At 47.5% G+C, this 21724-nt stretch carries 16 protein-coding genes; 10 read left to right on the forward strand and 6 right to left on the reverse strand.

Features of this window, described 5'->3' with window-relative positions; genetic code table 11:
• Positions 1-382: 382 nt before the first annotated feature.
• From QUA47_RS00700 to QUA47_RS00710, 3 genes are all read left to right on the forward strand, one after another.
• Positions 383-5482: a PAS domain-containing protein gene (locus QUA47_RS00700; protein ID WP_333429317.1), complete on the forward strand. Its 5100-nt coding sequence runs from the start codon at positions 383-385 to the stop codon at positions 5480-5482.
• A 269-nt stretch (positions 5483-5751) separates the two neighbouring features.
• On the forward strand, positions 5752-6210 hold the full coding sequence (rplI, locus tag QUA47_RS00705; RefSeq protein WP_333108796.1) for a 50S ribosomal protein L9: 459 nt from the start codon (positions 5752-5754) through the stop codon (positions 6208-6210).
• Between the two features lie 160 nt (positions 6211-6370).
• Complete coding sequence (locus tag QUA47_RS00710) at positions 6371-8983, forward strand: replicative DNA helicase (protein WP_333429318.1); 2613 nt, start codon at positions 6371-6373, stop codon at positions 8981-8983.
• A gap of 441 nt (positions 8984-9424) precedes the next feature.
• Here the strand turns inward: QUA47_RS00710 and QUA47_RS00715 are convergent, their stop codons facing one another.
• On the reverse strand, positions 9425-10012 hold the full coding sequence (locus QUA47_RS00715; RefSeq protein WP_333217491.1) for an FKBP-type peptidyl-prolyl cis-trans isomerase: 588 nt from the start codon (positions 10010-10012) through the stop codon (positions 9425-9427).
• A 278-nt stretch (positions 10013-10290) separates the two neighbouring features.
• Positions 10291-10617: a phasin family protein gene (locus QUA47_RS00720; RefSeq protein WP_006634797.1), complete on the reverse strand. Its 327-nt coding sequence runs from the start codon at positions 10615-10617 to the stop codon at positions 10291-10293.
• A 215-nt stretch (positions 10618-10832) separates the two neighbouring features.
• On the opposite strand from QUA47_RS00720, the gene QUA47_RS00725 reads away from it, so the two are divergent.
• The 4 genes from QUA47_RS00725 (at position 10833) to QUA47_RS00740 (ending at position 13670) form a co-directional block, all read left to right on the forward strand.
• A complete protein-coding gene (locus QUA47_RS00725) occupies positions 10833-11189 on the forward strand; it encodes a zinc ribbon domain-containing protein (protein WP_333429319.1) in 357 nt (118 codons plus the stop codon).
• 72 nt (positions 11190-11261) lie between these two features.
• The gene (locus QUA47_RS00730; RefSeq protein WP_333134743.1) at positions 11262-12227 is read left to right on the forward strand and encodes a BadF/BadG/BcrA/BcrD ATPase family protein; all 966 of its coding nucleotides are present in this window, start codon (positions 11262-11264) and stop codon (positions 12225-12227) included.
• Between the two features lie 281 nt (positions 12228-12508).
• Positions 12509-13165 carry a hypothetical protein gene (locus QUA47_RS00735; RefSeq protein WP_333429320.1) on the forward strand — a complete coding sequence of 219 codons (657 nt, stop codon included), beginning with the start codon at positions 12509-12511 and terminating at the stop codon, positions 13163-13165.
• Positions 13166-13268: 103 nt separating this feature from the next.
• The gene (locus tag QUA47_RS00740) at positions 13269-13670 is read left to right on the forward strand and encodes an MgtC/SapB family protein (protein ID WP_333429321.1); all 402 of its coding nucleotides are present in this window, start codon (positions 13269-13271) and stop codon (positions 13668-13670) included.
• A 1105-nt stretch (positions 13671-14775) separates the two neighbouring features.
• Here QUA47_RS00740 and QUA47_RS00745 read toward each other — a convergent pair.
• Both QUA47_RS00745 and QUA47_RS00750 read right to left on the reverse strand, forming a co-directional pair.
• Positions 14776-14985: a hypothetical protein gene (locus QUA47_RS00745; protein ID WP_333429322.1), complete on the reverse strand. Its 210-nt coding sequence runs from the start codon at positions 14983-14985 to the stop codon at positions 14776-14778.
• Positions 14986-15035: 50 nt separating this feature from the next.
• Positions 15036-15266 (reverse strand): hypothetical protein, encoded by a 231-nt coding sequence (locus QUA47_RS00750; protein WP_190662152.1) that lies wholly within the window; start codon positions 15264-15266, stop codon positions 15036-15038.
• Positions 15267-15640: 374 nt separating this feature from the next.
• Between QUA47_RS00750 and QUA47_RS00755 the strand changes: the two genes are divergently transcribed.
• Positions 15641-17392, forward strand: coding sequence for a hypothetical protein (locus QUA47_RS00755; RefSeq protein ID WP_333429323.1), 1752 nt, complete (start codon positions 15641-15643; stop codon positions 17390-17392).
• 339 nt (positions 17393-17731) lie between these two features.
• Here QUA47_RS00755 and QUA47_RS00760 read toward each other — a convergent pair whose 3' ends face one another.
• Positions 17732-18031 (reverse strand): hypothetical protein, encoded by a 300-nt coding sequence (locus QUA47_RS00760; RefSeq protein ID WP_333429324.1) that lies wholly within the window; start codon positions 18029-18031, stop codon positions 17732-17734.
• A 172-nt stretch (positions 18032-18203) separates the two neighbouring features.
• On the opposite strand from QUA47_RS00760, the gene QUA47_RS00765 reads away from it, so the two are divergent.
• Entirely contained in the window at positions 18204-18359 is a 156-nt protein-coding gene (locus QUA47_RS00765) for a hypothetical protein (RefSeq protein ID WP_333429325.1), read from the forward strand.
• A gap of 347 nt (positions 18360-18706) precedes the next feature.
• Positions 18707-20785: a hypothetical protein gene (locus QUA47_RS00770; RefSeq protein WP_333429326.1), complete on the forward strand. Its 2079-nt coding sequence runs from the start codon at positions 18707-18709 to the stop codon at positions 20783-20785.
• A gap of 73 nt (positions 20786-20858) precedes the next feature.
• Here QUA47_RS00770 and cobS read toward each other — a convergent pair whose 3' ends face one another.
• A complete protein-coding gene (gene cobS, locus QUA47_RS00775) occupies positions 20859-21656 on the reverse strand; it encodes an adenosylcobinamide-GDP ribazoletransferase (RefSeq protein ID WP_190662160.1) in 798 nt (265 codons plus the stop codon).
• Positions 21657-21724: the final 68 nt, after the last annotated feature.

A 21724-nucleotide genomic window follows, 5' to 3' on the forward strand; every position in this document is an offset into this window, starting at 1 on the left:
TCATTCGCTCCCAGAGAGACCTTATGTATTTTCAAGCTTCATCCACTTATTTATCTGTGCACAAGTGCCATCTGTTCGCACCCGAAAACGAGCAACAGCCATTGGTAATATGCAGCCACGCGAAAAATAATGAGATGGACTAACCTGGCATTTGAAACAGCCAGAAAATTCCTCGTCGCCTGTGCTGAATCCCGCAAATGGTTCAGACGTGGGACTCTACGATAAAATAAATTGTCTAGAGATCGATATTACCGCACAACGATCGACATCCATCTTAGGTTTGAAGTGTCACCCTGCTCCAATCAAAAGTTCCTCTGGTTATTTCCCTATTATTGAGGGCGATTGGCTTTGCCCAAAGTAAAATAAGCGTTGTTAGAAACCGATGCAAAACCCCCGCAATACTGAACCCCAAGCAAAAATCGACCCCTCTGTTTCAACGGATTCTAACAAAGCGTTCTACCCAGCCGCGCCTTTGCCAACTGATGTAGGGATGGTTCTGCAATTGGCAGATGGTAGCATTCAGGGGTGCAATTCTCACGCCCAGGATCTGTTGGGGATGACAGCACAACAGATGCTCTTATGCACTTCAATCAACAGTCGGTGGCAGACTCTGCGTGAAGATGGCTCGGATTTTCCCGGCGGGACACATCCGGCGATGGTGGCGCTGCAAACCGGGCAACCATGTTTAAATGTCATCATGGGCTTCGATCGGCCACAGGGAGAATTGATTTGGTTGACGCTCAATTCTCAACCTTTATTTCAGGGAGATCGATCGACTCCCTATGCGGTAGTAACAACCTTCACTCCTATCGCTCAACCTCAGCCCGAACCAGTCTGTAACGCGCCCGCGCAACAACTCTCAGACACCCTCGAAAGTATTTCGGACGGGTTCTTTGCTTTGGATCGAGACTGGCGATTTACCTACCTCAATTCGCAAGCGGCACGGTGGCTGAATCGACCCTCGAAAGATTTGATTGGCCGCAGGATTTGGGAAGAGTTTCCCGCATCAGTGGGCAGTTTGTTTGAGCAGGAATATCGCCACGCCGCCACATTCCAAGTTACAGTTAGTTTTGAATCTTTTTATCCACCGCTCAATGCTTGGTATGCGGTACGAGCCTATCCACTCCCATCGGGGCTTGCCGTTTATTTTCAAGATGTGACTCAGCAGAAGGCGGATCGGGCTGTTTTTATTCAACAAGCCCAAACAGCACACCAACAACTAGCAGAAATCGAGGCAATTTATGCTAGTGCGCCGATCGGACTTTGCTTTATAGATACCGAGTTGCGGTTTGTCCGCCTCAACGATCGGCTAGCAGAAATTAACGGAGTTCCAGCCGCCGCCCACATCGGCAAAACATTGCGCGAAATCTTGCCAGAAATGGCAGATGATTTAGAGCCGCTTTACCGACAAGTTATTGAAACTAAAATACCACTTCAACAGCTCGAAGTTCGCGGGACGAACTCAGCACAGCCAGGAGTCGAACAGGATTGGCTGTTGAGTCTCTATCCGCTGAAAGCCGAGGACGATCGCGTTTTGGGCGTGAATGTGACGGTGCATGAAATTACCGAACGCAAAGCTACCAAAAAAGAAATTCAACGGCTCAACCAAGAATTAGAGCGACGAATTAATGAACTGCAATCGATACTTGATGCTGTACCTGTCGGTATTACGATCGCCGACGATCCAGAGTGTAAAGTAATTCGCGCTAACCGGTTTGCCCAGTCGATGTTGAAAGTGTCGCCCGATACCAATGTTTCTGGAACCGGAGAGCAAGCGGCAGTCCTTCCCTTTAGACGACTCCGCAACGGACAGGAAATTCCGGGAGAACAACTCCCCATGCAACTAGCCGTGGCTTCCGGCGTCGAAGTGCGAGATGTGGAAATTCAAATGGTGCGCGAGGACGGGGTGGCCTTTGATTGGTTGGTGAATGCGGTGCCGTTATTTGACGAACAAGGCGCAGTTCGCGGCTGTGTGGCGGCGTTTATGGATATTAGCGATCGCAAACAAGCTCTTGCTGCTTTGCGCCGTTCCGAGGAACGCTATCGCACTTTGTTTGAGTCCCTAGACGAAGGTTTTTGCGTCATCGAAATGCTGTTTGACGAAAACGAAAAGCCGATCGATTACCGCTTTTTGGAAGTCAATCCGGCCTTCTTGAAACAAACCGGACTAGAACAACCTGTGGGTCAAACGGTGCGACAGCTCGTTCCGGATATCCAAGATTATTGGTTTGAGATTTACGGCAAAGTCGCGCTGACGGGGGAACCCCTGCGCTTCGAGCACGGCTCGAAAGTCATGAACCGCTGGTTCGATGTTTTGGCGTTCCGCACTGCTGAGCCACAGAGCCGACAAGTCGCCATACTTTTCAAAGAAATCAGCGATCGCAAACAATCGGAGAATCGGTTGCGGCAGCAGGAAGAACAACTGCGGCTGTTCGTCAAACATTCGCCTGCGGGAGTGGCGATGTTTGACCGCCAGATGCGGTATATGCTGGTGAGCGACCGCTGGCTGTCAAGTTACGGGCTCGGTACTCAAAACATTGTGGGCCGATCGCACTACGACATCTTTGCCAATTTGCCCGATCGTTTTAAACAAGTCCACCAGCGCTGTCTGGCGGGAGAAGTCGAAATCTGCCAAGAAGATCAGTTTCCCCGCCCTGATGGCTTGATCGACTGGGTGCGCTGGGAAATTCATCCTTGGCGAACCAACACCAATGAGATTGGCGGCATCATGATTTTTTGCGAAATCATCACCGAGCGCAAAAACGCTGAACTTGCGCTGCAAGCGGCCAACCAACAAGTCAGCAATATTCTAGAAAGTATTACCGATGCCTTTATGGCGCTCGATTCAGAATGGCGCTATACCTACGTTAATGCCACAGCAGAAAAACTGCTTTCTCGCTCTCGATCGGACTTGCTAGGTCGATCGATCTGGGAGGTATTCCCCGCCGAGCCAGAATCCAATTCGAGGACATATCAAGAATTCCATCGAGTCGTTAACGAGCAAGTTTCTGTCAAGTTTGAAGAGTATTCGCCCTCGCTCCAGATGTATATAGAAGTGAGCGCCTATCCTGCGGCCGAAGGACTTACGGCTTATTGGAGCGATATTAGCGATCGCAAACACACAGAAGAAGAACTGCGGCAAAAAAATGCGATTTTGAATGTGATTAACGAGTCAGCGCCCACGCCAATTTTTGTCAAAAATCGAGAAGGACAGATTATTTATGCAAATCCAGCCACGCTGGAAATAATGGGCAAACCTGCTTCTGAAGTAATTGGTGGTCGCGATATCGATTTATACCCAGTAGTAGAACTTGCAGCCCGAGTCACGGAAAACGATCGGCGCATTATGGAATCTGGACAAACAGAAGTCCTCGAAGAATCTCACGATGGCATTCGGACCTTTCTGGTAATGAAAGCTCCCTACCGCAATCAGGCGGGAGAAGTCATCGGCTTGATTGGCATCTCCAGCGACATCACAAATCGCAAACAAGCAGAAGTCGCCATGCAAGAACAAACTAAGTTATTGCAAGTAATTATTGACAGCATTGGTGATGGTTTGATTTTGGCCAACCAACAAGGGGAGTTGGTGTTGTTTAACCGAGCTGCCCTGGGCATATTCGGCCCGCTATCGAATGAAAAATCCTATGAGGAATGGTCGAGCACCTACGGACTATTTTTGCATGACAAAAAAACCCTTTTCCCCAACGCTGAACTACCTCTAGCCAGAGCAATCAAAGGTGAATATGTCAATGATGTAGAGGTATTTGTGCGCCGCGAAGATTCCGAAGGTCGCTGGATCAGTATCAGCGGTTATCCGGTAGTTGATACTAGCAGCGAAATCAAAGGCGGAGTGGTTGTCTGTCGGGATATCACAGAACGCAAACAAGCCGAAGCAGCGCTGCAAGAAAGCGAAGAACGATTCCGCAATATGGCTAACAACGCTCCTTTTATGGTATGGGTAACAGACTCCACAGGCTATTGCACTTTCCTGAGCGAAAGCTGGTATGAATTCACAGGTCAAACAGAGGAAACTGGTTTGGGATTCGGTTGGGTAAACGCGGCGCATCCAGAAGACCGAGAACAGGTCAAAAAAGCCTTTTTGACCGCCAACGAACGCCAGGAACCTTACCGCGTAGAATTTCGCGTCGGGCGCAAGGATGGCGGATATTCTTGGGCGATCGATGCGGCTGCTCCCAGATTTTCCGAAAGCGGACAATTTGAGGGTTATATCGGCTCTGTTATCGACATTACAGAGCGCAAACAAGTGGAAACCGAGCGCGATATGGTTCTGCAATTAGAACAAACTGCTCGCGCGGAAGCCGAGCGAGCTAACCGCATTAAAGACGAGTTTCTGGCGGTGCTTTCTCACGAGTTGCGATCGCCCCTGAATCCGATTTTAGGCTGGTCGCAACTGCTCGTCGGTGGCAAGCTGAACGCGAGTCAAAGTGCCAAAGCCTTTGAGACGATCGAGCGCAACGCCAGACTGCAATCTCAATTAATCGAAGACTTGCTTGACGTGTCTCGGATTCTGCAAGGGAAACTCAGATTAAATGTCGCTCCGGTGAATGTAGCAACCATTATCATGTCTGCTTTGGAAACCGTGCAATTAGCAGCCGAAGCCAAAAAAATTCAAATTCAAACAATTTTAAATCCCGATGTCGGGCCAATTCTCGGCGATACAAGTCGCTTGCAGCAAATTGTCTGGAATTTGCTGTCAAACGCGGTGAAATTCACGCCCGAAGGCGGTCGAGTTGAAGTTCGATTAATGCAAATCGAAGGCCAAGCTCAAATTCAAGTCATAGACACTGGTAAAGGCATTCTTCCCAATTTCTTGCCTTATGTTTTTGACCATTTCCGACAAGAAGATGGCGCTACAACTCGCAAATTTGGCGGCTTGGGATTGGGATTGGCGATCGTCCGCCAACTCACTGAACTTCACGGCGGAACGGTGTTTGCAGAAAGCGCCGGAGAAGGTCAAGGAGCGACGTTTACGGTGAGATTACCGCTTTTAAATGATGATTCTAGAAGGCAGGAGGAGGAAGAACGTCATGGGGCTGCTCCTCCCGATCTCTCATCCTTGCCGCTAGCTGGATTGAGAATTTTGGTGGTAGATGATGAGCCTGACTCGCGAGATTTTGTCGCTTTCGTGCTTGAGGAAGCGGGTGCAGAGGTGATTTCCCTGTCATCTGCTGCTGAGGTGCTAGAGTCGATCGAACAAACTGCGCCGGATTTGCTCGTCAGCGACATTGGAATGCCGCATATGGATGGGTATATGTTGATCGATCGCATCCGCACTCAGCTTGCGCCTGAGTATCGGCAGTTGTTGGCGATCGCCTTAACGGCCTATGCTGGAGAAGCGAACGAGCGCCAAGTTTTGCAAGCCGGATTTGACAAACACTTAGCCAAGCCGATCGAGCCGACTGAGTTAGTTGCTACTGTAGCGCGATCGATCGTCGCCAAGCGCCTTGAAAATAAAGCCTGAGTGCTCGGTAAGACATTGCACTGTAGTTGATTTGGCTCATTACAGCACCCCCGTTTTGCGTAATTTCAAACTGAATTTGCCCGTTAAAAATATTATCCCTGTTTCTTCCCTCGAACCTCGAATCTCGAACCTCGAATCTCAACATCCATCGGTTACATCCGTTATATCCGTTACATCCGTTAAATAATCCGTTGGCGAACTTCCTTGCGATCGCCCCTCAAACTTCGCTATTATAAAAAGTTGCAGTTAAAATCCCACAACCCACGATCATGGCCAAGCGCGTCCAATTAGTTTTAAATAAAGATGTCAGCAAACTCGGTAAAGCTGGCGACGTAGTAGAAGTAGCCCCGGGCTACGCCCGCAACTACCTAGTACCCCAAGGAATGGGATTTAAAGCCACTCCGGGCATTCTGAAGCAAGCAGAGCGCCGCCGTGAAGAAGAAAGACTGCGCCAGCTAGAGCTCAAGCAGCAAGCTGAAGTCCGCAAAACCGCCCTCCAATCGGCTGGGCCTTTCATCATCTCCAAGCAAGTTGGCGAAGCAGACGCGATTTTTGGTACTGTCACCAACCAAGAAGTAGCAGAACTGATTTTCAACTCTACCAGTCAAGAAGTCGATCGGCGCGGCATCACTCTGCCCGAAATTCGCCAAACTGGTACATACAAAGCTGAAATCAAACTACACGCAGAAGTTACCGCCGAAGTTGATATTCAAGTTGTTCCGATGTAATTAAGAGTTATCAGTCATCAGTCATTAGTTGTTAGTCATTAGTCATTAGCTAACAACTAAGCACTGCTAACTTGCGAAGTGAGTAACGCCTTCCTTACAGATTGAGAACTGACGACTAATAACTGGCAACTAATAACTAATGACTGAGAAATATTGACTAATGAGCGATTTGATGCCGACAAATATAGAGGCAGAAGAAGCAATTTTGGGCGGGATTTTAATTGACCCCGAAGCTATTTCCCGAATTGCCGAACTGCTGCGACCGGAGTTTTTTGCCATCACCGCTCATCAAGTCATTTATCGATCGGCATTAGGGCTATTTTTACAGGGTCAACCTACCGATTTAATGACGGTAACAACTGCGCTAACCGATCGCAACCAGTTAGAGCAAGTAGGAGGACTAACTAAATTAGCACAATTAGTCGATCGCACAGTTTCTGCAGTCAACATCGACCAATATGCAGTTTTAGTTGAAGACAAATATCAGCGCCGCAAATTAATCGAAGCTGGCAACAACATAGTACAATTAGGTTACGAGACGGCAACACCACTAGAAACAGTCTTAGACCGCGCCGAACAAGAAATTTTCAGCATAACTCAAGAACGCCCGCAACAGGATTTAGTATCGATCGGCGAAACATTAAACCAAACATTTCAAGACCTAGAAAATCGCAATGAAGGCCTGACACTTCCCGGTATTCCCTGCGGCTTTTATGACTTAGATGCCATGACAGGAGGCTTTCAGCGATCGGATTTAATCATCGTTGCAGCTAGGCCGGCGATGGGCAAAACGGCCTTTTGTACCAATATCGCCCACCACATCGCCGCTGGACAGCAAAAATTGCCGGTTGCTGTTTTCAGCTTAGAAATGTCGAAAGAACAGCTAGTGCAGCGCATCCTGTCCAGCGAAGCCAAAATAGAAAGCAACCGCTTGCGATCGGGTAGAATCAGTCAAAACGAATGGGAACCAATCAGCACAGCCATTGGCAATTTATCAGAACTACCGCTGTTTATTGACGATACTCCCAATATTACCGTCACAGAAATACGATCGAAAGTCCGCCGCCTCCAAGCAGAACAAGGCGGAACCCTAGGATTAGTTTTGCTAGATTACCTGCAATTAATGGAAGGTACCAGCGACAACCGCGTGCAAGAACTATCTCGAATTACCAGAAGTCTTAAAGGTTTAGCCCGCGAACTCCACGTGCCGATTATTGCCTTATCTCAGTTGAGTCGGGGTGTGGAAGCGAGGACAAACAAGCGGCCGATGATGTCTGATTTGAGAGAAAGCGGCTGCTTAACAGGTGATAGTTTGGTAATGCTAGCAGATACTGGTGTGCGCGTACCCATTCGTGAATTAGTAGGGAAATCTGGCTTCGCAGTTTGGGCGCTCAATGAAGCCACCATGCAGTTAGAAAAAGCCGTTGTTAGCAATGCCTTTGCTACAGGTGTGAAGCCTGTACTACGACTGCAAACTCGTTTGGGACGAGCAATTAGAGCCACTGGCAATCATAAGTTCTTAACCATTCACGGCTGGCGGCGATTGGACGAGTTAAAAATAGGCGATCGCATTGCCCTACCTAGATACGTACCAAGTTCTTTCATCCAATCGAGGGACAATGCCGAAATAGCCTTGCTAGGACACCTGATTGGAGACGGATGTACTCTACCTCGACACGTTATTCAATACACTACTAGAGAGGAAGATTTAGCCAATACAGTTGCAAATCTTGCAATAGAAGTCTTTGGAGAGCGAATCATACCTCGTATTTGTAAAGAACGTGATTGGTATCAAGTTTATCTTCCTGCCGCCTATCATCTCACACATAATGTGAGGAATCCTGTAACTGAATGGCTAGATGCTTTAGGTGTTTTTGGTCTGCGTTCTCACCAGAAGTTTGTCCCCAATCAAATATTTGAGCAGCCTCAAGAAGCAATAGCTTTATTTTTACGCCATCTTTGGTGTACTGATGGTTGCATAAAAACAGGTAGGGGTAAATGTCATTACCCTAGTGTTTACTATGCTTCCAGTAGTGAAAAATTGGCAATAGATGTTCAGTCACTCTTACTCAGACTTGGTATCAATGCCCGCTTATTTTTAAGCCCTCAGCTAGGGAAAGGGCGAGATCAACATCAAGTTTGGGTTACTGGAAGACCTGATTTAGATAAGTTTATTCATTTGATTGGTGCCGTAGGTAACTACAAACAGCAAGCTCTTACAGAAATTGCAGAATACATTGAAAATCGTTCTAGCAATACTAATAGAGATGTCATACCGCGTGATGTGTGGAAAATGTATGCTGTTCCTGCTATGCAGCAATTTGGTTTAACTACACGCCAGATGCAAGCACAGCTTGGCAACTTATATTGTGGTACAACCCTTTACAAACACAACCTCGGTCGGGAACGAGCATTCAGATTAGCTACAATTGTTAAATCTGATGAACTTGCCCTCTTATCTAAGAGCGATATTTACTGGGATGAAATCGCCTCAATAGAAGTTGATGGCGAAGCTGAGGTTTACGATTTAACAGTGCCTGCACTGCATAATTTTGTCGCTAATGACATCATAGTTCACAACTCGATCGAGCAAGACGCGGATTTAGTAATTATGCTCTACCGCGATGAATACTATAACCCTGATTCGCCCGATCGCGGAATTGCAGAAGTAATTATTACCAAACACAGAAACGGCCCCACAGGCATCATCAAACTATTATTTGACGCCCAATATACCTGCTTTCGCAATCTGGCATCTCCGAAGCGATCGTAAATCCACCAGGGCTTATAGCAATCTTCGCATCATTTGTGAATTTCTTACTCCCTCCCCTTGATAAGGGGAGGGTTGGGGTGGGGTCAAAAGTTTACGACTCCTGCAAGGAATTGCTATATATTATGTCAGTTGAATTGGCAGTTATAAAGTTTGGTCGCTCAAGTGGGGGGCGGGTTTATAGATATTGTCGAGGTGAATGGAAGATTGTTGGTGATACCGGCCACTACCAATATTGTAATTAATTTACCAGACTTAATAAGCTCAGGTGCAGCTAACTTTTACAGTCAACTTTGATGAAATTATTGTGGGGTGGGCGTCTCGCCCGCCTGAAAAATACAACTTAAATGCGGAACAGCTTATTACACAGAAACCCGGTTTCTTAAAAAAAACCGGGTTTCTAAACACCGTAAAAGTTTTACGTTGAATTAGGTTTTGAGCTACCTAGCCAGCGATTTTCAACAATTCCACATCAAAAATCAGCGTAGCATTAGGAGGAATCACCCCGCCCGCACCGCGAGCACCGTAACCGAGTTCAGGGGGAATAATCAACTTGCGGCGGTCTCCAACTTTCATCGTACCGACACCTTCATCCCAACCCTTAATTACTTGACCTACGCCAATTTTGAACTGAAAAGGAGAATTGCGATCGCGAGAACTGTCAAACTTCGTGCCATCCTCCAAAGTTCCAGTGTAGTGTACCACAACTGTCTGGCCGGTTTTTGGAGTCGCCCCATTACCCTCTTTCAATTCAACATATTTCAGACCGGAATCGGTGGTGACAGTTTTCTCAGTATTATCAGTCATGTTATTGCCAGCGATAGTAGCTGGTACCTTCGGTAAAGTAGCATCCGCTACTAGCAAGCTATTCTCATTCAAAGACTGCGCTGACAACTTCTCAATAGCAGTCTCGGGTAAAAGATTGTTCAATTCGGCTGCAACTGCTTGGGACCCAGAACCGCCCATTTGAGCGACTATCAAAAACAAAAAGCAAACCAGCATTACCCCCAAGCTGACTAGAACTCCTCGCAAAATTAATCCTCCTGATACTTTTAACCGCGATATCTTAGATATCTAAGACATCTACAACAACAAGAAATAGAAAATTTTATCTGAACTTTTCCACCAAAAAACGGCAGATACCAGATAATTTTCAAGGCAAAAGTATGAAGTCAGAATGTTTGTAATTCTACATAAATGGCTTCTACATGAGTGCCTTTTTTAGCCTTCTGGCTTCGGGTGACAATCTTATCACAAGATAACAGCGAACTCCTCGCGGGCGTTAGCGAAGCCCTCGAAGAGGATCGAACTCAGCGCCAGTTACGGTTTTCTAAATCCCGCATCTGACGTTCCAAACGATCGAGCCTTCCGCGCAACTCATCCATTTCGGACTGTCGGGGAACTCCCATATCTTGGAGAATATTCCGCAATTGCCGCTGCAACTGCGTATCCCAATTGCCCTGCTCAGACTTGAGGTGCTCCGTCATGTCATCGACAAAGGTTTTGGCTTGCTCGGGATTGATTTTGCCATCTTTGACCCATTGCTCGCTAGCTTCCTGCAATTTCTCGGCTACCAGGGAGGTAGTACCAATGCCCAGCATTACCAGTTGTTTGAGTAAGTTGCTATTGTTATCCATAGATTTTTCCTAATGTTTGTCCTTTCATACCCGATCGGCTCAGGTAGCCTGCTGTCGCTGCGAAACCCTCTGTAAACTTAAAGTTACATCAGCGCACACCTACCTTTCTATTTTGGAGCATCCAGCCGCCTGATGGCGAGCCGATCGCGCTAATCGGCGTTCGGAAAACCCCCTAATGAGCCTACCCACCACCTTACCCCATAACCCTGCTGTCTATGCCTGATTGCCCCCGCTGCCACCAACCTGTAGACGCCCGAGCGATCGCCTGTCCGCACTGCAAAATCACTCTCAAAGCTTTCGGTCATCCGGGTATCCCTCTTTATAGATCGAAACCCGAAGAATTTCTGTGTACTAACTGTATTTATCACGAAGACGACACTTGCAACTACCCGCAGCGTCCCTTTGCCAAAGAATGCACGCTTTATCACGATCGAGCTGAGCCACTTGTGCCACAGACGATCTCTTACAGCAGCGGCGACGGGCTGCAATCGATCAAAAATTGGTGTCAGCGCCATCTGGTTTGGTTAGCATTATTAGGTTTAATTATTATTAGCATTGCTCTGTCGATTTAATCGGATTGTACAAAGCGTAGAATAGACATATCTCTGTTAATCTGGGTTGCTCTATTATTCTGTAAATTATTCATGAGCTACGTATTCGGCATCGACGGCGGCGGCACTAAAACTATCTGCCTTTTAATGGATGACAACCACCTTGTTTTAGGACGGGGGGAAGCAGGGCCGTCAAATTATCAAACCCTGGGAATTGAGACAGCCAAACAATCCATTCAATTGGCGATCGAACGAGCAGTTCTTTCCGCTCAGGTCGAGGCAGTAGGCAATCTCAACATAGAAGCAATTGGTCTGGGACTAGCAGGCGTCGGGCGTCCAAAAGATCGTGAAATAGTGCAATTTGTAGTGCAGAACTTGCAGTTGACGAATACTTTACCAGTAACCCGATCGTTCCTGCCCAGGAATATAGTAATTTCCAGCGACTGCGCGATCGCACTTGCTGGCGGTACAGGCCATCCAGTGGGTATCGCCGTTATTTCAGGAACCGGTTCGATTGTTTTCGGGCAAAACCGTCACGGGAAAACTAAACGAGTCGGCGGTTGGGGATATATTTTAGGCGATGAAGGCAGCGGATATAACATCGCCCTTCAGGGTTTGCAAGCTGCTTTGAAGTTCTATGACGGACGCGAAGATTTTACCGTGCTTGCGGAAAAATTTCAAAAGCATTTAGGCCTCAATAACCTAGAAGAATTGGTAGAAGTCGTTTACGGGCGCGGCTGGGGAGTCAAAGAAATTGCAGCTTTAGCGCCGATTGTCGAGGGAGCAGCAGCAGAGGGCGATCGCGTCGCTGACAGCATTATCAATAATGCTGTGGCAGAATTAACCTATTCAACAAAAATAGCCATTTCAGCGCTATTTAACCAAACAGAAGAATTTGAAATTGTGATCGTAGGAGGCGTGTGGGGCGGCGAAGCAAATTGCCGAGGTCGGTTTGAAGCGGCCATAAGTGCGATCGCCCCAAAAGCTAAGGTTATCTCGCCCCGATACGAACCAGCTTTCGGTGCTGGATTGTTAGCTTTAAACGCTCTCAACAATTAACCTGGCGATCCCAGCCTTCGTGCTGGAATTTCACCTTAACTAATTAGAGGCTAAGGGGGAGGATGAATCGAAATCGCTCCTTTATCCTCCTTATCTTCCCACTCTTGCCGATTTTATCTATTTTTCCAAATTTTAAAATTTTCGATTATCTACCTTATCTTCCCAACTTCTAGAATTAGAGCCTGCCATAATCAAAACATCAGATGAATGCGAAACAAGAAACAAATTTAGCAGTATTGCGTTCCTAAGTAAACAAAAACAGCAGCAAGGAGACAATTTATATGATTACTTCTCAAAAATGGCGTTCAGCAACCGCAGCAATCCTCGCACTGGGCATTACAGTTGGAACCAGCGCGCCGCTGGTGGTAGCTACTCCCGCAGAAGCCCAACAACGAATTTCACAATTTGATAGCATCCGAATTCCGTCGGGCAGTGTAATTCCAGTTAGCTATGAAAAAGACAAAATAGTTGTCACCCGCGAAGAAACTGCACCTTTAACTTTAACAGTGGCGCGAGATATCCGCACACCTCAAGGCAGAGTATTAATCCCCGGAGGCAGCCAGATAGTCGGGACACTGCAACCTGTCAGAAGAGGCAATCAAAGCGGTACTCAATTTGTTGCCAGAGAGTTAATTATCAGCCGCCGCCAACGCTATCGGATTGATGGCTATTCGGGAATTATTACCCGAACCGAAAGAGTCCAAAAAGGTGCTGGCACAGGTTCAGTAGCCCAAGGTGCAGCATTGGGTGCAGCAGCAGCAGCAGCACTAGCAGGGGTTACCGGCGACAAAGCGATCGCCACTGAAGAAGTATTGGGAGGCGCTGGGATTGGCGCTTTAGCGGGAGTATTGTTGGGGCGGCGCAGCGTTGACGTACTCGTGATTCGCCCGGAACAAGATTTGGCAGTGACATTGCGCTCGGACATCGTACTCCGCTAATATTGGAATCTTCGGATTAATTATTTGCAGTAAAACATTGTCGATCGCTAACTTGTGGTCTCCCGATAATTGGCTAGGCATACTGTTAAGGTTGTGCCTAGCCATGTTTGTTGGCGGAATTATTGGATGGGAGCGCCAACTCAGAAATAAACCAGCGGGCTTGAGAACTCATATGCTAGTTAGTATGGGTTGTGCACTGTTTGTTTTAATGCCGCTGGCAATGGGTAAAAATGAAAACGGAGGAGATGCTGTAGCGCGCGTAATTCAAGGCATTGCTGCCGGGATTGGGTTTTTGGGAGGTGGAGAAATTCTGCGGCAAAATCAACAGGAAATAGGCAAAGTAGAAGTTCACGGGCTCACCTCTGCCGCCGCTATTTGGGTGTCAGCAGCTTTAGGAACTGCCGCAGGATGCGGGTTGTGGGAACTGGCATTAATTGGCGCTTTAATGTCGCTGTTTGTTCTGAGGGTAATTAAAGAGTTAGAGCGTCGGAGTCGTAGGAAATAGTCTCACTGATTATATAAAAGTGGGTATAATAACCGTTATAACGTTTGTATTGACGACGGAAGTACGAGCGAGTTTTATGAGGGTTAAAGTCCTCACTCCCTACTAATTTTATTGCCGTCGATGGAGGGGAAATAATATTAGCTGTTTCATACCAAGTCCAGTTAACCAGCGATCGTAAATTGTTTGCCCTCATCCCAGCCATACCTCTCCAGATGGTGAAAAAGGGGCGTTAAACAATTTGAGGATGATTATTGTGGGCATTGGTGTCAACTTAACGTTAAACCCTCATTCCGGCAGGGGTTAAAACAAGAGCCTCAAAGCGAAAGTCCTCGCTATGAGGACTAATGAGTTCTTCAGTCCTCTTTGAGAGGACTTTAGCTATGAGACAGGGAATTCATTCCCTGGCGGACTGGCGGACTTCCCGGCAAGCGCAGGGCGGTTTCATTCTCACGAAAATCAGGCTTTTGACTTTTGTAGTGCCAAGAATCCCTACCCCCCCACAGACGATTTCACAGGCTTTTCAGACATGGGGGCAACCACGGTGGGATTGCCCCTAGGTCTAATGAAACCGCCCTGCGGGTGAGCGGGAGGACTGGGGGACTAAAAGCTTAAGTTGACACTAATATATTGTGGGGTGTTCCGCCTGCGGTGAAAATACACGCCTTCTGGCTACGAGAGCCCATTCCACAAAAAAACAATCAAAATCACCCCGCAATTATGCAACGCCTACAAAGTGGCTAAAACGCTTGAAATCTCTGCTTGGGGCGATCGATAAATCTTCTTTATTTGATAGAGTATTAACAATACATAACATCTCAAGAATAATGCTCAATTTTTACGAAGCAAACACTTTGACTACAGCTTGACAGCTCTGGTCATCCAAGCGTGACCTTTGACGAGTGAAGTCCTCACTATCCACTTACATATTCCTTTTAATATTTATTATTTCAATTTTAGTTACTTTGGTCAAAAACCATTGAACCAAACTACCAATATTTTTTAAATTAATTAGTATATAAATCAGCAATAAAATTCTATTTCACCAGCCTTTATGAACTAGAAAAATTAATTAATATTCATATCGCCCGAGGACTGAATAAAAGAATTAATTTCTATCCTGGAAATTTGGCATTTTCATCTCCAAAGACTCTTGCTTCACGCGACCCGCCATCGCAGCTAACTGCAAGCTCATAAAAGCATTCAAATCTTCCAAATCACACTTGGCCGAGGAAAAAACCTTCTGCATTTCATTTTCCGCTTCCAAACTCAGATATCCAGCGGCAATAGCTTGTTTTACAACTTCACGAATCTGCACGGTAGAAATGTCCCTTACTAAATTTTCACTAATCAAAAGCCCGCTAATTACTAACAGGAAGTTTCGGAAGCCGTCTCGCCAAAGATTTCAAATTTTTTCAGCTCGCGAGACTCTTGTTTCACTCCTCCGGACATCGCTGCTAGTTGCAAAGCCATAAAAGCATTTAAGTCTTCCAAGTCATACTTGGTGGTAGTTAACATCCCCCGCAGTTGATTTTCGGCTTCAAGGGTTAGATAGCCTACAGCCAGAGCTTGCTGGGCGAGATCGCGAATTAGTACCATAACACTTCGGGATTTGATTGGTTCAAGCCTCAGTATCAACTGTTTTCACAGAATCAGCAGTGACGGCTATTGCTCGATAGGTGTGACATTGTTACGGGCCACTCGTGACAGCCGGAGTCGCAGAGTGTGACTAAGTATTTGCACGGTTGTGATGGCGATCACGCGGGGGATGCCAGAGGAGGAGTGGGAGAGTGGGGAGTCGGAGAGTGTCCGGGTGTCTGGGTGGGGGAGTCGGAGAGTGTCCGAGTGGAGGAGTCGGAGAGGGGGAGCATTTTTCTTTTTCCCTGGGACTAATGACTGATGACTACTGCCTTCTACCTTCAGAAGACGCTCAACGTCTATAATCAGCAAGTTAAATATTTACGGCAAGACATATGGAACTAGCTCATAAAGATTTGCTACAACAAATAGCCCGACTATCGGAAACTTATGCTAATTTGGCCGATCGCCTGTCTCAAGCAGCAAAACAACTGCAAGACTCCGGCCTTCCTCCCTCTGACAGCTTGCTGCAGGAAGTAGCAGCCTACAGCCGCAACTTTGCCGCAGTCCAAAAACAAGCTCTCGAACTCAACAAATCCGCGATCGCGCCGGGGGAAATTGCTTCCCTCAAAGACATTCAAAACTTAGTCGAGACTGCCGCAGCTTCCGAAGGTAAAGCAGAAATTCGCGATGCAGCATTGAAAGTGATCGATCGAGTATTGGCGATCGCCCACCGCGAACAAAGCGACTTCGCACCCTTACAATCAGTTCATGCCAGAGCCCGCGAACTGCAACGCGCGATTTCCGAATCAACCCCAACTCAACTGCATTCTGACGCAGAATCCTTAGTCAGCGGCAAACACCCAGTTTCAGCAGTGCTCGCCCTGGTGGAACAGCAAGACAAATTAGATGACGAACAGTGGGTCATTCTCGAAGAAACAGTCAGCGCCGCTTTTGGCAAACAAATAGCCGTAGCCATTTCCAGAGGCAAATTAACCATTGCTGAGATGGTAAAAGCAGCACCTGCAAAAGTCGAACCCGCATTTAAAGCAGCGCCAGAACAAAAAATCAGCGCCGAACCTTTGCCAGAAGTGATTGTCATTCCGTCAGGAAATGTGGCGCCGAAACAAGTTACAGTTGCGCCACAGATCCAGATTTTGGAATCCCCTGCACCTTCTGCCCCCATGCACGAGGTAATTATTGTTCCCAGCGTGGAAGTACCTAAGTCTCTCCCGACAACCGGTTCTGGGAACATTGTTTTTGGGGCACCCCGGAACATTCAACCAGCGGTGGCAGTAGAGGGCGGTTTGGGAATCAAAGTTTTGGTGCACATTCAGGGGATTGGCGATCGAACTTTCGGTGCTCAAGAATACGCGGGTACTAAAGCTCAAGGGCGCCGTGTCGAAGGATTTGCGATTAATATCGACCCGCCAATTCCCGGTTTAAATGTCGAGTACATGGCTCACGTCGAAGGTGTTGGGGATACTCCTTGGCTTAGCGAAGGAGAATTGGCAGGTTTTCGGGGTCAAGCGAAACGAATTGAGGGATTTGCGGTGCGGTTGAGCGGGCCGCAAGCTGATAAGTACGACGTATTTTATAGCGCTCACATTCAGAATATCGGCGACACCGACGTGTCCTCCAACGGCGAATACTGCGGCACTCGCGGCAAAGCTTTGAGAATAGAGGGCATCAAAGTTTGGATCGCGCAGTCTGCGAGTTCCCAAACAGTGGCGCCTGTGGGTTTAAAAGTGTTGGCGCACATTCAAGGAATTGGCGATCGAACTTTTAGCGCTCGAGAATATGCGGGTACTAAAGCTCAAGGCCGCCGCGTGGAAGGATTTCAAATTAAAATAGAGCCTCCCGTTGCGGGTTTAAATTTGCAGTACATGGCTCACGTTGAAGGAGTTGGCGATACTGCTTGGATCTCAGAAGGGGAGTTGGCCGGTTTCCGGGGCAAAGCCAAGCGCATTGAGGGATTCGCCGCGCGGCTGACAGGGCCGCAAGCTGATAAATACGACGTATTTTATACGGCTCACATCCAGAATGTGGGGGATACTCCTGTTACTACTAACGGTCAATATTGCGGCACTCGCGGCAAAGGTTTGAGGGTTGAGGGGATGACGGTTTGGGTTGAGCCGAAAGCGTAAAAATTGAGAATGAATGGAAAATTTTAAATGGCTTTTTCCATTCATTTTGTGTTGTTATATCACTTGGGATTGGTTGGTTTTTGTAGGATTTGCGCGATGGTAGGGGGGGTTTTACCAACCATCTACGGCAAAAACTAATAATCCCATAAACCCGCCCCCTCTCTCAACGGTAAACGTCAATGTACATTTTTTCCCTTCGATCAAAGTCAAGGTTGATATAGGTTATTAGTTGTTGGCGGGCGGGTTTAGGGGATTGTTTGTGTGCGTCAAAGATTATTGGTAAAACCCGCCGCTACAGCATCAAAAACACTTGGACAACTTACGCTAACAGACACGATATTAATGGTGTAGCACGTGCAACAAGCCTTCTACCACATGACCGATCACACTTGGAGCAGCTTCGCAAGCTGCTGCTTCGGCGGCACAGTGACTGGTGTGCAGTGTGTGTCCGACTGTTTTCGCCCCGGAGTCGATCGCACTGTCAGCTAAAAAACCATTAGCCTCGTACTGACCCATTTTGCCCTGCATCTTTTTGTTGAATTCGGATTGATTCGGTTCCCACTTGCGGACTGTTTGCACGATCTCGATACCAGTCCAAATCAACATTCCGAGCAAAACCGCAGCAATCAAATATTCCATAGCTTTCTGAAAAATTGAGGTTAGCTTTATATAATTTAACGAAGCAATTACCAACAAACAGGAGCCGTTTATAAATTTTACGCTGAATCTATCACCTGAATACAAGCAGTATCTTTTACAGTCTGCTGAAGGGCGCGGTCTTTCTGTGGAGTAAGTGACGTTGCAAATACTTATGGGATGTCTGCAGAGTCGAGAACAGGATGCGATCGCATCTGGGGTAGTGTGTGAGATTTGGTCGCCCTATGATGCGTTTGATGCTGCACAGACGATGGTGCGAGTTTTAAAGCAATCTAAGCCTGAAGATGTGAGTCCTCGTTCTCTAGAATGAAGGCTCACGCACATTTAGAAGGTTGGCTGAAGAATTTACCCAAGCAAGACTCGATCGCGCCCTTGCCTACAGAATGAATGGCTGTATTGAAATGAGCGAAATAAAACCGATAAAGTCGCTAAACTATTGGATGATGCAGAATGGTGCGGACGAGAGAATCAGTGTTAACTTAGAAACAATTTAAGAGAAACTAAACCACATTCGGTTCAAAACAGACTCGCCTGTAAAAAGGTCGGCCTACCCCGATTTTTTAAATTGGTTAAAAATAATGGTTGAACAATCACTAAAAGCTTAAAAAAAATAGTTAATTTTAGTAAATTTTTGTATAGTAAGTATGTAAAAGTGCTATGACACAAAATCCTAATCAGCCTAGAGAATACGATGCCGTCCTTGGTGGTGAATCCTCAACACCAGCTAACGCGGCTATTTTGGGAGGTATCGAAGGTGTAAAGAGGCGCTTGGCGAGTGTAGTTATCGAGCAACGAATTGCTGCTGTTTCCGAGGCGCTTAAGTATGGAGAAGCTGGTTTGGACTTGGTGATTCGGGCTTTGCAGGATGAATCACAGCAGGTAGAAAGGGCTGCATATCGGCTATTGCGGGAAAGGGAAGAACCGAGAGTTAAACAGATTTTACAAGAGTACAACCCCTGGCGACTTTTTGAGCGATCGTATACTTTTGGGGAGCATTCAGAATCCGTTTTTTCGGTGGCCATCAGCCCGGATGGGCAAACTATTGTCAGTGGGAGTTTGGACAAAACCATCAAAGTCGGGAATCTACACACCGGGGCATTGATCGCAACTCTTAGAGGACATTCAAAATCCGTTTTTTCGGTGGCCATCAGCCCGGATGGGCAAACTATTGTCAGTGGGAGTGGGGACGGTACCATCAAAGTCTGGAATCTGCACACCGGGGAATTGACCAGAACCCTTCTAGGACATTCAGGCGTGGTTAAATCCGTCGCCATTAGCCCGGATGGGCAAACTATTGTCAGTGGGAGTTGGGACAAAACCATCAAAGTCTGGAATCTGCATACCGGGGAATTGAGTAGAACCCTTGCAGGAAATTCAAGCAATGTTTTTTCCAAGGTTTTTTCCGTCGCCATTAGCCCGGATGGGCAAATTCTTGTTAGTGGAAGTGCGGACTGTACCATCAAAGTCTGGAATCTCCACACTGGGGAATTGATCGGAACTCTCGAAGGACATTCAAACTGGGTTAATTCCGTCGCCATTAGCCCGGATGGGCAAACTCTTGTTAGTGGAAGTGTGGACAAAACGATCAAAGTCTGGAATCTCCACACTGGGGAATTGAGCCTAACCCTTCGAGGACATTCAGAATCAGTTTTTTCCGTCGCCATCAGCCCGGATGGGCAAACTCTTGTTAGTGGAAGTGGGGACAAAACGATCAAAGTCTGGAATCTGCACACAAGGGAATGGATCAGAACTCTCGAAGGACATTCAGAATTGGTTTTTTCCGTAGCCATCAGCCCGGGTGGGCAAACTCTTGTTAGTGGGAGTAGGGACCAAACCATCAAAGTCTGGAATCTGCACACTGGGGAATTGAGCAGAACCCTGGAAGGACATTCACACTCTGTTAATTCCGTAGCCATCAGCCCGGATGGGCAAACTCTTGTTAGTGGGAGTTGGGACTATACCATCAAAGTGTGGAATCGGCACACCGGGGAATTTACCAGAACCTTTCTAGGACATTCACACCGGGTTCATTCCGTAGCCATCAGCTCGGATGGGCAAACTCTGGTGAGTGGGAGTGCGGACTGTACCATCAAAGTGTGGAATCTCCACACCCGCGAATTGAGCAGAACCCTTGCAGGACATTCAGAATCGGTTTTTTCCGTAGCCATCAGCCCGGATGGGCAAACTCTGGTGAGTGGGAGTGCGGACTGTACCATCAAAGTGTGGAATCTGCACACCGGCGAATTGAGCAGAACCCTTGCAGGACATTCAAACTTGGTTAATTCCGTCGCCATTAGCCCGGATGGGCAAACTCTTGTTAGTGGGAGTTACAAAACCATCAAAGTTTGGAATGTACACACCGGGGAATTGAGCACAACTATTAGAGGACATTCAGGCGTGGTTAAATCCGTCGCCATCAGCCCGGATGGGCAAACTCTTGTTAGTGGGAGTTTGGACAAAACGATCAAAGTCTGGAATCTGTACACTGGGGAATTGATCAGAACTCTCGAAGGACATTCAGAATCGGTTTTTTCCGTCGCCATCAGCCCGGATGGGCAAACTTTTGTGAGTGGGAGTTTGGACAAAACGATCAAAGTCTGGAATCTGCACACCGGCGAATTGAAAAGAACCCTAGAAGGACATTCACACGAGGTTTATTGCGTCGCCATCAGCCCGGATTGGCAAACTATTATCGGTGGCAGCAAAGGGGAGATCATAGTCTGGGAAATGCGGTAAAGTTTTTGTTGGGTAGAAGTTCGATCGCACTCTCGAACAAAAAGCGCAAACAAAAAGCGCAAGCGTTGCATCTTCACCCTTCCAATGCTGCCAAAAGACACAGCAACAAAGCCTCCGTCCACTCGACTACAGCACCGTAAGTATCGCCCGTGTGGCCGCCCAAACGGTGGTTAAACCAGGCTCCGGCAAAAATTCCGATCGCACTTCCCCCCAAAGCCATCCCCGCCGCCAACAGCCACCGATCGCCCTCCAAGACAACTTGCACCACGCTCAAACTAAGCAGCAACAGCACTCCCGGTATAAAATCAAAAGGAGAATAAATTGATTCCTTGTGAAAAGCTCCCTTACCCTCGGCCCGGAGATAGGGATAGCGGGCGATAGCCACCAGTTGGGCCCACCTCCCCCAACCGGCCACACCCATCAAAGCCAGCCACCGATAGTTATTCAAGTCCGAGAGAGCGGCAGTTTTCAGCAGCACGATCGCGATCGCAGCCATCGCCCCAAAGGCCCCTGTAACGCTGTCCCGCATGACTTCCAGCCTGCGTACCGGGTCGGGTACAGCCAGCCCGTCCGCCGCGTCCATTGCCCCGTCTAGATGCAGCCCGCCAGTCACGGCGATGCCCAAGACTACCACCAAGGCCGATCGAGTCAGAGCAGGCATTCCCAACAACTGCAACCCAACATCCCCCAGTCCCAGCATCCCCCCAATCAAAAGCCCGATCGCCGGTGCCAAGCGGGCAATGCCCCGAAACTCCAAAGTCCAAGACACTGGTACCGGCAAACAAGTATAAAAAGCGACTGCGGCTGCGATGGCAGCGCCTTGATTCCGGAAAAAGTCGATCGTAGAGCGAACCCATTTATCATGCACCATAAGATAGAAAATTTTTCATCTGGTATGCAGTTGTCAATCGATTAGCGTGTGCCAGAATTGGACTGTAA

The sequence above is a fragment of the Microcoleus sp. MON2_D5 genome, assembly GCF_036701905.1.
Taxonomy (GTDB): Bacteria; Cyanobacteriota; Cyanobacteriia; order Cyanobacteriales; family Microcoleaceae; genus Microcoleus.